This window comes from Longimicrobium sp., assembly GCA_036377595.1.
In the GTDB taxonomy this organism is placed as follows: Bacteria; Gemmatimonadota; Gemmatimonadetes; order Longimicrobiales; family Longimicrobiaceae; genus Longimicrobium.
In genome coordinates, this window is sequence record DASUYB010000001.1 from 26,400 (window position 1) to 38,464 (window position 12,065).

General features: G+C 75.5%; 2 protein-coding genes (1 of these 2 only partly in view). Both read right to left on the bottom strand.

Going from position 1 to position 12,065, the window contains the following annotated elements:
• Window positions 1–12 precede the first annotated feature (12 nt).
• Window positions 13–4,509, bottom strand: coding sequence for an amino acid adenylation domain-containing protein (locus VF092_00075; GenBank protein HEX6745677.1), 4,497 nt, complete (start codon window positions 4,507–4,509; stop codon window positions 13–15).
• On the bottom strand, window positions 4,506–12,065 hold the 3' portion of the coding sequence (locus VF092_00080; protein ID HEX6745678.1) for an aminotransferase class III-fold pyridoxal phosphate-dependent enzyme. The gene runs 1,836 nt beyond the window's last position; only the last 7,560 of its 9,396 coding nucleotides appear in the window; its start codon lies off the right edge, out of view; the stop codon is at window positions 4,506–4,508. The genes VF092_00075 and VF092_00080 overlap by 4 nt, the downstream gene beginning before the upstream one ends.

Sequence of the window (12,065 nt, forward strand, 5' to 3'; positions counted from 1 at the left end):
TGGCTCCTTGGGTCAGTCCTGGGTGAGGCTGGAAAGCGGCGCCGAGGCGTCGCGGAGGATGTGCTGCAGCACGGCGCCGAACGCACGCGCGAACTCCTCGACCGTGGCGCGGTCGAACAGGTCGGTGCGCCAGGTCCACTGCTCGGTGAGACCGCCGTCGGTCTCGGTGATGAAGAGCGCCAGGTCGAACTTGGCCCCGGTCGCGTCGAACTCGATCAGGCTCACGTCCACCCCCTCGGGGCGCGCCTCCAGCGGGGGCGTGTTCTGCAGGACGAAGAGCACCTGGAAGACGGGGGTGAGCGCCGAGCTGCGCTTCACCTTCAGCGCCTTCACCAGGGAGGCGAAGGGAAGGTCCTGGTGCGCGTACGCCCCCAGCGCCGTGGCGCGCACCCGCGCCAGCAGCTCGCGGAAGGCGGGGTCGCCCGACAGGTCGGCGCGCAGCGCCAGGTTGTTGACGAAGAAGCCGATCAGCCCCTCGGTCTCGAGCCGGTTGCGGTTGGCCACGTCAGTGCCCACCACCAGGTCGTCCTGCCCGGTGACGCGGTGCAGGAGCGCGTAGAACGCGGCCAGCGCGGTCATGAAGAGGGTGGCGCCCTCCGCCCGGCTCAGCTCCCGCAGCGCGTCCCGCACCTCCGCGCTCCGCTCGACCACGAGGGTGGCGCCGCGGTGGCTCGCGCGCGGCGGGCGGGGACGGTCGAGCGGGAGCCGCATCTCCTCGGGCGCGCCCTGCAGCTGGTCGACCCAGTAGCGCGTGAGCCCGTCGAGCACCGGGCCGCTCAGCCACCGCCGCTGCCACGCCGCGAAGTCGCCATACTGCAGCGGCAGCTCGGGAAGGGGCGACGCCTGGTCGCGCGCGAAGGCGTCGTACAGCGCCACTACCTCGCGCACCAGCACGCCCAGCGACCAGCCGTCGGAGGCCACGTGGTGCAGGGTGAGGAGGAGCGCGTGGTGCTCGGCGTGCAGCCGCACCAGCGTGGCCCGCAGCATCGGCGCGCGGGCAAGGTCGAACGGGCGCTCGGCCTCCGCCGCGGCCAGGCGGACGGCCTCGGCCTCGCGGCGCTCGGCGGGGAGCGATTCCAGGTCGATGCGCTCCATGCGGAAACACTCGGGCCCCTCCAGCCGCGGCGCGGCGCGTCCCTGGTCGGCGGGAAGCGCCGTGCGCAGCACCTGGTGCCGCCGGACGATCTCCGTCAGCGCGCGCTCCAGTGCGTCGGCGTGCAGCGGCCCGCGCAGCGCCAGCGGCACGGTGGAGTTGTAGGCCGCGCTCTCGGGGTCAAGCTGGTGCCGCACCCACAGCGGCTCCTGGCTCAGCGACAGCGGCGCGGCCTCGCCCGCCGGCAGCGGCTCCATCGGCGGCGCGCCCGCGGCGCCGGCCTGGAAGCGCTCCAGCACGGCGGCCAACTGCCCCACGGTGGGCGCGTCGAACAGGGCGCGCACCGGGAGCTCGACGTCGAAGGTCTTGCGGATGCGCGACACCAGCTGGGTGCCCAGCAGCGAGTCGCCGCCCAGCGCGAAGAAGTTGTCGTGCACGCCCACGCGGGCCGCGCCCAGCACGTCGGCCCACAGGCTGGCCAGCAGCTCCTCGCCCAGCGACCGCGGGGGAACGAAGGGCGCGCGGCCCGGCGCGCTGCGCTCGTCGGGCTCGGGGAGCGCGGCGCGGTCGACCTTGCCGTTGGGGGTGAGCGGAAGGGCCGGAAGCCAGACCAGGTGCGCCGGCACCATGTGCTCGGGAAGCTGCTCCTGCGCGTGGCGCCGCACCTCGTCGGCCGGGGGCGCGTCGGCGCGCGCGGCCACCAGGTACGCCGCCAGCCGCGGCTCGCCCGACGGGGCCTCGCCCAGCGTCACGGCCGCCTCGCGCACGGCGGGGTGGGCGCGCAGCACCGCCTCGATCTCGCCCAGCTCCACGCGGAAGCCGCGGATCTTCACCTGGTGGTCGGCGCGGCCCAGGAACTCCAGCGTCCCGTCGGCGTGGAAGCGTCCCAGGTCGCCGGTGCGATACAGCCGGCCGCCGGGCCCCTGGGTTCCGGTGGGATCGGGGACGAAGCGCTCCGCCGTCAGCGCCGGCCGCCCCAGGTAGCCGCGCGACACACCCCGTCCGCCGACGTAGATCTCGCCGATCTCGCCGGCGGAGACGGGGCGCAGGTCCGCATCCAGCAGGTGCACGCGGGCGTTGGCGAGCGGGCGGCCCAGCGGCACGCGGTGCGTCGGGCGGTCGCCCTCCACCGGCACCTCGTGGGTGAGGACGCCGACCGTGGTCTCCGTCGGCCCGTAGTGGTTCAGGACGCGCAGCCCCGGCGCCAGCTCCCGCACGCGGTCCACCAGCGCCCACGACGAAGCCTCGCCGCCCAGCACCAGCGCGCGCCGCGGGAGGACGCCCGCCGCGCCGTCGCCGGCCAGCAGGGCGGAGAGGTGGGAGGGGACGATCTTCAGGTAGTCGATGGCGTGCCGCGCGCCGTACTCGCGGAACGCGTCGGGATCCAGCACGCGCTCGGGGGAGATCACGTGCAGGCACCCGCCGGAGCAGAGCGAGGCGAAGAGGGTCGTGTGCCCCAGGTCGGCCGAGAAGGTCGACACCGTGGCGAAGCTCTCGCCCTCGCCCACCCCCAGCGCGCGGGTGATGCCGCGCACGTAGTTGGCGAGCTGCCGGTGCTCCACGGCCACGCCCTTGGGCTCGCCGGTGGAGCCGGAGGTGAAGAGGACGTAGGCGAGATTGCCGGCGGACGCCGCGCGGCCGGACGGCGCCTCCGCGTCCGACGGCGCGTCCGCGTCGACCAGGACGGTCTCAACGCCGGAGATCCGTCCGCCCAGCGCCTCGCTCGTCACCACGACGCCGCATCCGGCCTGCTCCAGCAGGCGCTGCAGCCGCGCCGGGGGCTGATTCGCCTCGAGCGGCAGGTAGGCGCCGCCCGCCTTCATCACCCCCAGGATGGCGACGATCCAGTCCGCCGAGCGCTCCAGCAGCACGCCGACAGGGACGTCGGGGCCCACGCCCAGCGCGCGGAGCCGGCGGGCCAGGCCGGCGGCGCGCGCGTCCAGCTCGCCGAAAGTGAGGACCTCGTCCTCGTACCGCACGGCGGGCGCGCCGGGATTGCGCGCGGCGGCGGCCTCGATCCACTCGTGGACGCAGCCGTCCGCCGGCCCGTCGGCGTCGGTGTCGTTGAAGATGGCGATGCGCGCGCGGTCGCCGTCCGTCAGGAGGTCGAGCGCCTCCACCGTCGCGGCGGGATCGGCCAGGGCGCCGGCCAGCGCGGCCCGGTACTGCTCCGCCAACTGCCGCGCCGCGGACTCGCTCACGCGGTTGGCGTCGTAGCGCACCTCGGCATGCAGGCGCGTGCCCTGGCGCACGGCGAACAGGGTGACGGCGGCGCGGTCCTCCGCGGGGACGAGCGCGTGGAGCGCCAGGCCATCGTCCGCGGACCACTCGACGTACTGGAACGCCGCGTCGGGGAGCAGCCGGTCCTCGCTCTCCAGCACGGCCGCGAAGGCGTCCTGCCACTGGCGCGACTCTTCGACCGCCTTGCGCGTGCGCCGCAGCACGTCGGTGAAGCGGAAGGCGGGCTCGATGCGCGCGTGGGTAGGAAGCGCGCCGGCGTACAGTCCCACCGCCGTGCGCATCTCCTCGAACGGCCGGCCGTCGGACACGGTGCCGATCACCACGTCGGGCTGGCGCGCGAGCCGCCAGAGGAGCGTCTTCCAAGCCGCCAGCAGCACCGCCTCGGTCGTGGCCCCCTGCTCCGCCGCCAGCGCGTCGGCGCGGGCGGCGAGCGCGTCGTCGATGGCGACGGGAGCGGACGCGGGCGCGGTGTCGCCCCCCGCCTCGCCCGAGACGAAGGGGAGCTGCAGCGGCGGCTGGGTGGCCCAGGGATGCTTGGCCCAGTGCCGCCGCGCCTCCTCGGCCTCCTCTCCCTCGGCCAGCTCGTGCTGCCAGTCGGAGAACTGGAGATACTGCACGAGGTCGTCCTCGCCCGGGAGCGAGGCGCCGTCGCCGCGCAGCAGCGCCGCCAGCTCGCCCGCCACGTTCGCCAGGCTGGCCGGGTCGGCGCAGAGCGCGGAGACGCGCAGGAGAAGGAGGTGCGGCACCCCGCCGCGCGTGAGCAGCACCGCGTGGACGGCCGGGCCCGACGCGGGGTCAAGCTCGCGGCCGCGCTGCTCGGCCAGCGCCTCGTCCACCGCGCGCCGCTCCGCCTCCGCGTCGGCGGAGGCGGGGACGTCCCACTCGCTCCATCCCGCGGCGCCGGCGTCGTGGATCGCCTGCAGCGGCACCTTCAGGCCGGCGCGCCCCAGGAAGGTGGTGCGCAGCGCCTCGTGGCGCGCGACGACGGCGTCCAGCGCGGCGCGCACCCCGGCGGCGTCCACGCCGGGGTCCAGGCGCAGCGCGCACTGCACGGCGGCCGTGCGGGGCGCGTGCGTCCAGCGGCACTTCTGCTGGGGCGACAGCCGGTAGGCCAGGGTCGCGGCCGGCGCCATCGCGGGCACGGCCAGGGGTTCGGTCGTGGTCTGGGGCGTCATGCGATCGTTACGGCGGTGGAGGAGGAATCCTTGCGCGAGAGGAGCGCGCGCCGCTGGCGCTCGCGCGAAGAGGCGGCCGCCTGGCGCTCGTGCTCCAGGCGCAGGTCGATCTCGTCGAGCGCGCCGTCGGGGTCGGCCACCCCGGCCTGCAGCAGGCGGACGAAGCGGGCCGACAGGGCGTCGATGGTGTCGGGGTCGAAGAGCCCGGCGGGGTAGTTCCAGGTGCAGTGCACGCCGTCGGGCCGCTCCACGGCGTACAGCGCCAGGTCGCGGATGGCCACGCCGTTCTCCACCGCCAGGGGGCGCGCCGTGGCGCCCGGCAGCTCGATCTCGGCGTCGGCGGCCGTCTCGGTGACGAAGAAGACGTTGAAGAGGGAGGATCCGCCCAGGCCCTGCTCCTTCAGCACGATCTCGTACGGCAGCTCCTGGTTGGCGTACGCGTCCAGCGCCGTCTCGCGCACTGCGCGCAGCAGCCCGCGGAAGGTGATCCCCTCGGGGATGCGGGTGCGCAGCGCCAGCACGTTGACGAAGAAGCCGATCAGCGCCTCGGTCCGGGCATCGGTGCGGCTGGCCACGTCGGTGCCGACGGTGATGTCGCGCGCGTCGGTCACCCGGTGCAGGAGCCCGGTGAGCGTGGCCAGGAGGGCGATGAACACCGTGGCGCGCTCCTCGTCCGCCAGCGCCCGCAGCGCCCCGTACGCCGTCCCGTCCACCTGGAAGGCGCGGAACACGCCGGGCGCCGGGCCGTCGCCCACGCGCGGGCGGGTGACCGGGAGCCCCGCCAGCGGCCCCGCGCCGGCCAGGGCGCGGCGCCAGTGCTCGCGCTGCCCCTCCAGCGCCCCGCCCGCCAGCCAGCGCTGCTGCGACGCGGCGAAGTCGCGGTACTGGATCTCCAGCTCCGGCAGCGGCGAGGGCCGTCCCGCGACGAAGGCGGGATACAGCGCCTTCAGCTCGTCGAGCAGCACCGCGGCCGACCATCCGTCGGCGGCGATGTGGTGCATGGTCACCAGCAGCGCGTGCTCCTCTTCGCCCAGGAACACCCAGGTGGCGCGCAGGAGCGTGTCGGCGGCCAGGTCGAAGGGCCGCGCGGCCTCGGCGCGCGCCAGCCGCAGCAGCTCGCCGTCGGGCTCGTGCAGGTGCGAAAGGTCGATCAGCGGCAGCGGTACCGGCGCGGGCGGCGACACCCGCTGCACCGGCGTCTCCCCCGCCAGGTGGAAGGTGGTGCGCAGCGCCTCGTGGCGGCGCACGACCTCGGTGAGGGTGCGGGCCAGCGCGTCGCCGTCAAGCGTCCCCCGCACGCGCAGCATGGTGGGGATGTTCCACGCCGGGCTGGCCGGGTCCAGCTGCACCGCCAGCCACATCCGCTGCTGCGCGTACGACAGCGGGGCGTCGCCGTCGCCGGGCGCGCGCTCCAGCACCAGGCGCGACGGAGCGTCGCCGCGGCGGCGCGCCTCGTCGATGCGGGCGGCGAGCAGCGCCACCGTGGGCGCCTCGAAGGTGCTGCGCAGGGGGATCTCCACCCCGAACGCGGCGCGGATGCGCGACACCATCTGCGTGGCCAGCAGCGAGTGCCCGCCCAGCGCGAAGAAGCTGTCGTGCACGCCCACCTGCGGCGCGGCCAGGACCTGCGACCAGATCGCCGCCAGCTCTTCCTCCACCGCCGTCCGGGGGGCGACGTAGGGCACGCCGCCGTCCCCGTCCGCTCCATCCCCACCGACCAGCTCCAGCCGGCCGTCGCGCCGCCAACGCCCGGCGACGCCCGGCGCGCCGTCGGACCCGTGCACCTCGCCGACGGCGAGAGGCGGAACCGCGCGACCGCGCCCGTCCAGCACCACGCGTCCCTCCGCGTCCGCGGCAGGCGCTCCATCCGCATCCTCGGCGAGGGCCAGCTCGGAGAGGCGGCGGCCGGGGTGCGCGGCGACGTCGCGCAGGAGCGTCTCGAGGTAGCGCACCAGGAGATCGACCGTCGCGGCGTCCCACAGGCCGGACTTGTACTCCATCGCCAGCAGCAGCTCGTCGCCCTCGGGGACCACGTTCAGCCCGAGGTCGAAGTTGCAGTGCGTGCGCGGCATGGGGTGGAAGCCGATGTCCAGCCCGGGCACCCGCGGGAGCGGGAGATGCTGGTCGACGTTGAAGATCGGCCAGCGGCTGGCGTCGGGCACCGGCGTGAGCCCCTCGAGCACCGCGGCGAAGGAGACGCGCTCGTGGTCGAAGGCCTCGAGCAGCGCGTCCCTGACCGTGGCGAGGTATTCCTCGAACGCGGGGTCGTCGCCGCCGGCGGCGCGGATCGGCAGGAGGGTCAGGCAGTTGCCCACCATCCGCTCCGTGCCACCGAACGCCTGCCCGCCGGCGGGAACGGCCACGATCGTCTCCCGCTCGCCCGTCACGCGGCGGAGCAGCGTCTGGAAGGCCGCCAGCAGCACCATGTACAGGGTGCAGCCGCGGCTGGCCGCCAGCCGCTGCAGCGCCTTGGTGGCGATCGCGTCCAGGCGGCCGAGGGCCTCGGCGCCGGCGTACTCCTGCACCGCCCCGCGCGGCCGGTCGAACGGCATCGGCAGGCGCGGCAGCGGCCCGTCCAGCCGCGCGGCCCAGTACGCCCGGTCGCGCTCCGCCTCCGGACCGTCCAGCCGCTCCGCATCACGTTCCGCGTACGCGGAGAAGGGGACGGCGGCAGGGAGATCCACGGCGCCGGCATAGCATTCCCCCAGCTCCTGGAGGATCACGCCGAAGGACCACCCGTCGGCCACGATCTGGTGCGCGCCGATGGCCAGCAGGTGCGCCCCGTCTCCCTCCTTCAGCAGCAGCGCGCGCAGCAGCGGGCCCGACGCCAGGTCGAACGGCGCCGCGCGCTCCTCGCGCAGCAGGCGCTCCACCTCGGCGGCGCGCTCCGGCTCCGGCAGCGCGGAGAGGTCGTGGAACGCGGGCTCGACGGGGAGGCGCGGAAGAACGCGCTGCGTCGCCTCCGTCTCGTCGACCGTCGTCCTGAGCGCCTCGTGCCGGTCGACCACCGCCTGGAGCGCGGCGAAAAGGCGCGCGCGGTCGAGATCTCCGTCGATCCGCAGGCAGACGTGGTTGTTGAAGGTGGCCGACGCGTCGGGACCCAGCTGCGCCAGCGACCACACCTCGCGCTGCGCGGCCGTCAGCGCGTGCTCGCGCGGCTCCCGCGCGGGCGACGGCGGCGGCGTGGGAGACTTGCGCGCGGGGAGGAAGCCGCCCTCGCGCAGCGCCAGCGCGCTGGCCTGGATGGCCTCGGCCACGCGGGCCAGGTCGTCGTCGGTGTGCTCGGTGGAGAGGAAGAGGGTGCGCCCCTCCCACACGAACACGCCGCGCTCGGCCAGGTGGTAGTAGAGGAGGTCGATGTCGTGCTTCGACAGGATCCGCCACATCGAGCCGAAGTGGCCGATCTCCAGCGGAAGCTCCTCGTCGGCGAACCAGGCGTTGAGCCGCTCGGCCAGCTTTGCAGTCCGGCGATTGAGATTCTCCTGCAGCGCCGGCCCCTCGCGCTCCAGGTGCCGGAGCACCGCGCGCGCCGAGACCATCGCCAGCGGGTGCTTGCAGAAGGTGCCGGCGAAGAAGGTGGTCTTGGCGGCCGGATACGAGTCGTCGCCGTAGGCCCACATCCCGCCGTCGATGCCGTCCAGGAACGCGGCGTTCCCCGCGACGACGCCGATCGGCAGCCCGCCGCCGACCACCTTGCCGTAGGTCACCAGGTCGGCGCGCACGCCGAACCAGGCCTGGGCGCCGCCGGGGTGGGTGCGGAAGCCGGTGATGACCTCGTCGAAGACGAGCGCGATCCCGTGCTCGCGGGTGAACGCGCGCAGCTCGTGCAGGAAGTCGCGGAAGTGCTGGTCGGGCCGGCGGCTCTGCACCGGCTCCACGATCACCGCGGCCAGCTCGCCCGCGTGGGCGCGCAGGATCTCCAGCGAGCGGGGCGAGCCGTACTCCAGCGGGATCATCTCCTGCGCGGCGCCCGCCGACACGCCGGGGGCCATGGGCTGCGTCGGCCCGCCGTCCATCCCCGGCACCACCAGCACGGCGTCGGAGTGGCCGTGGTACGCGCCGCGGAAGATCCCCACCCTGCGGCGGCCGGTGGCGGTGCGGGCCAGGCGCAGCGCGGTCATCACCGCCTCGGTGCCCGTGTTGGTGAAGGCGACGCGCTCCACCCCCGTCATCCGCGCGATCATCGCCGCCACCTCGCCGGCGATGGGCGACTGCGGGCCCAGGGCGATGCCGCGCTCCAGCTGCTCGCGCACGGCCTCGGTCACGAACGGGGGATTGTGCCCGAGCAGGCTCACGCCGAAGCCCATGCTGATGTCGATGTACTCGTTGCCGTCGACGTCCCAGATGCGCGCGCCCCGCGAGCGGTCGCCGACGATCGGGTACAGCATCTCCTTGATGGCCGGGCGGAACCCCGCCGACGAGCGGTTGTCGACGAACACGGCGCGGCTGGCCTGCGTCATCTCCTTCGACCGCGGCGTGCGGGCCGTGTAGCGCTCGATCAGCGCGCGGAGATGGCGCCCCTGCCGCGCGTCGAGCTCGGCGCGCTCGTGCACCTTCAGCGGCTGGTGCGGAACGTACACGGCCGGCCGGTTCGCCCCGTCCGCCGCCGCGCCCGTCGATGCCGCCGGAGCCGGGGCGGGCGCGGACGCCGTCGTCACCGCGGGACGCGGAGTGGCGGCGGGGACGGCCTCGGCCGGCGCGGTGAGGCCGAGCGCCTGGATCTGCTGCGCCGCGAGGTCGCGGAACCCGCGCGAGAACGCCTCCAGCTGCTGCGCCAGGAGCGACTCCACCCCTGCCGCGGGCGCGGCCGGCGCCCCGTGCGACGCCGCCCCGTTCGCGTGGGGCGCCAGCGCCAGCACCTGCACCCTGCGCTCGGCCGGGGCGGCGTCCGCGGGCGGCGCCGCGGCCGGCGGCGGCGCCACGCGGTCCGAGGCGCGCGCCACGTGGGCGGCCAGGCTGCCGAGGGTGGACAGGTCGCCGAAGAGCTGCCGCATCGACAGCTCCACGCCGTACTCGTCCTGGATGGTGCGCACCACCTGGAGGAGGACGATCGATTCGGCGCCGAGCTCCAGGAACGGGACGCCCGGGTCGATGTCGCCGGCGGGGATGCCGGTCAGGGACGCGAAGACCGAGCTGAGCCGCGCGGCGACGGTGCTCTCGGCATCGGCCGCGACGGTCGCTTTCTCACTCACGGGCACCTCTCCTTCGGCGGACGGCGGGACGACTGCGGCGGGGCGCCGCACGTGGGGCTGGAACCAGAAACGCTGGCGCTGGAACGGGTATGGCGGCAGCGCGGCGGGCGGGTGGGCCACCGGGTACAGGGTGCCCCATTCGACGGGATAGCCGGCGGCGTAGAGGGCGCCCAACGACTCGAGCGTGGTGCGGCGCCCGTCGCGGTCGCGCCGCAGCGAGGCCAGCACCGGGTCGGTGCGCCCGGCCTCTTCGAGCGAGCGGACCAGGGGGACGGAAAGGACGGGGTGCGGGCCCAGCTCCAGGAACACCGCGCTCCCCGACGGCGTGGCCGCGGCCGCCGCGTCGGCGAACAGGACCGGATCGCGGAGATTGCGCGCCCAGTAGCCGGTGTCCAGCTCCGGCCCGGCCAGCGCCCCGCCGGTGACGGTGGAGACGAAGCGGAGCTCCGCGGTCCGCGGCTCCAGGCCGGTCAGGCGGGCCGCGAACGCCTCCCGCACCGCCTCGGTCTGCGCGCTGTGGAAGGCGTAGGTGCCCGGCATCTCCCGGCACCGCATCCCCCGCTCTCCCAGCAGCGCCACGGCTTGGGCGACCGCCTCCGGCGCGCCGGAGAGGACCACGGAGGCCGGGGCGTTTACGGCTGCGATCTCCACCCCGAGCGGGGCGACGAGCGCGCGCACCTCGTCGGGCGCGCCGGTGACGGCCACCATCCGCCCCTGCCCGCGCAGCGGCGCCATGGCCTGGCCGCGGTGCGCCACCAGGGTGGCGGCGTCGCGCAGGGAGAGGATCCCCGCGGCCCACGCGGCGGCCACCTCGCCCATGCTGTGGCCGACCACCGCGTCCGGCGCCACGCCCCACGAGCGCCAGAGCGCCGTGAGCCCCACCTGCAGCGCGAAGATGGCCGGCTGGGCGATCTCCGTGCGGTCCAGCAGGTCGCCGGCTCCCTCGTCCTCGAGCCGCTCGAGGAGCGAGAATCCCAGGACGCGGGCCAGCTCGTCGTCGCTCTCCTCGCACGCGCGGCGGAAGGCGTCGTACCGCAGCAGCTCGCGTCCCATCCCCCGCCACTGCGACCCCTGGCCGCTGTAGACGAAGACGGTCTCCGGCCGCTCGCCGCGCCGGGTGCGGCCCCGCACAAGCCCCGCGGCCGCCTCCCCCGCCGCGGCCGCGTCGAGCGTCGCGACGGCCTCACCGACGGACGCGGCTACGACGGCCAGGCGGTGCTCGTGGTGGCTGCGGCGGAGCGCGGCGGTGTGCGCCGCCGCCTCCAGGCGAGCCGCGTCGCCCGACCGCAGCGCCGCGGCCGCATCCCGCGCCGCGTCGCGCAGCGCCTCGGGGGTGCGCGCGGAAAGCGGAATCAGTTGTGGTGAATCCTCGCCCTCGTCCGGGCTCCCGCCGCGGACGAAGGCGGCCCCGTCCACGGGGAATCCGCCGCTCCACAGTGCGGCCAGCGTGTCGCCCAGCACCCGGCGCGCTTCCTCGCCGCGCCGGGCGGTCGGCAGCACCAGGGCGTCGGGGTTGGCGAGGCACTCGCGCAGGGTGGAGCCCATCACCGCATGCGGGCCGATCTCCACCAGCGCGGCGACGCCGTCCGCCTCCAGCTGCGCGATCACGTCGGCGAAGACGATCCGCTCGCGGAGCTCGCGCGCCCAGTACTCGCCGTCCATGTCGCGCCCGTCGATGGGGCGGCCGGTGATGGTGGAGACGAGGGGGATGGACGCCGGCCGGGGACGGACGCTCCGCAGCGCCCGGCTCACCCCGGGAAGAATCGGGTCCACCAGGCTGCAGTGCGCGGGGATGTCCATGCGCACCCGCGCCGCGAACACGCCCTCGCCCTGCAGGCGCGCGACGAACTCGTCCAGCGCGTCCCACTCGCCGGCGATCAGCGTGGACTTCGGGCTGTTCGTCCCCGCCACTTCCACCCGGCCGCCCCAACCGCGCAGCGCCTCCTCCACCTCGTCCGCCGGGCGCTGCACGATCCCCACGCCGCCCTTGCCGACGGTGGGCGCCTGCCCGGCGATGTACGCGGCCACCACGCGGGCCGCGTCCTCCAGCTCCAGCACCCCCGCCACGTACGCCGCGGCGATCTCGCCCAAGCTGTGCCCCACCACCACGTCGGGGACGACACCCCACGACCGCAGCAGCGCGGCGAGCGCCACCTGCCAGGTGAAGAGCACGGGCTGGATGACGGCCACATGGTCGCCCCGCTCGCCCCAGCGCCCGGTGGCGCCGGGGGCGGCCAGCTCCTCGAGCACCGACCATCCCAGCCGGGGGCGCATCGCCCGGTCGCAGCGGTCCACGGTGGCGCGGAAGACCGGCTCGGTGGCCAGCAGCTCGGCGCCCATCCCCGGCCACTGGCAACCCAGCCC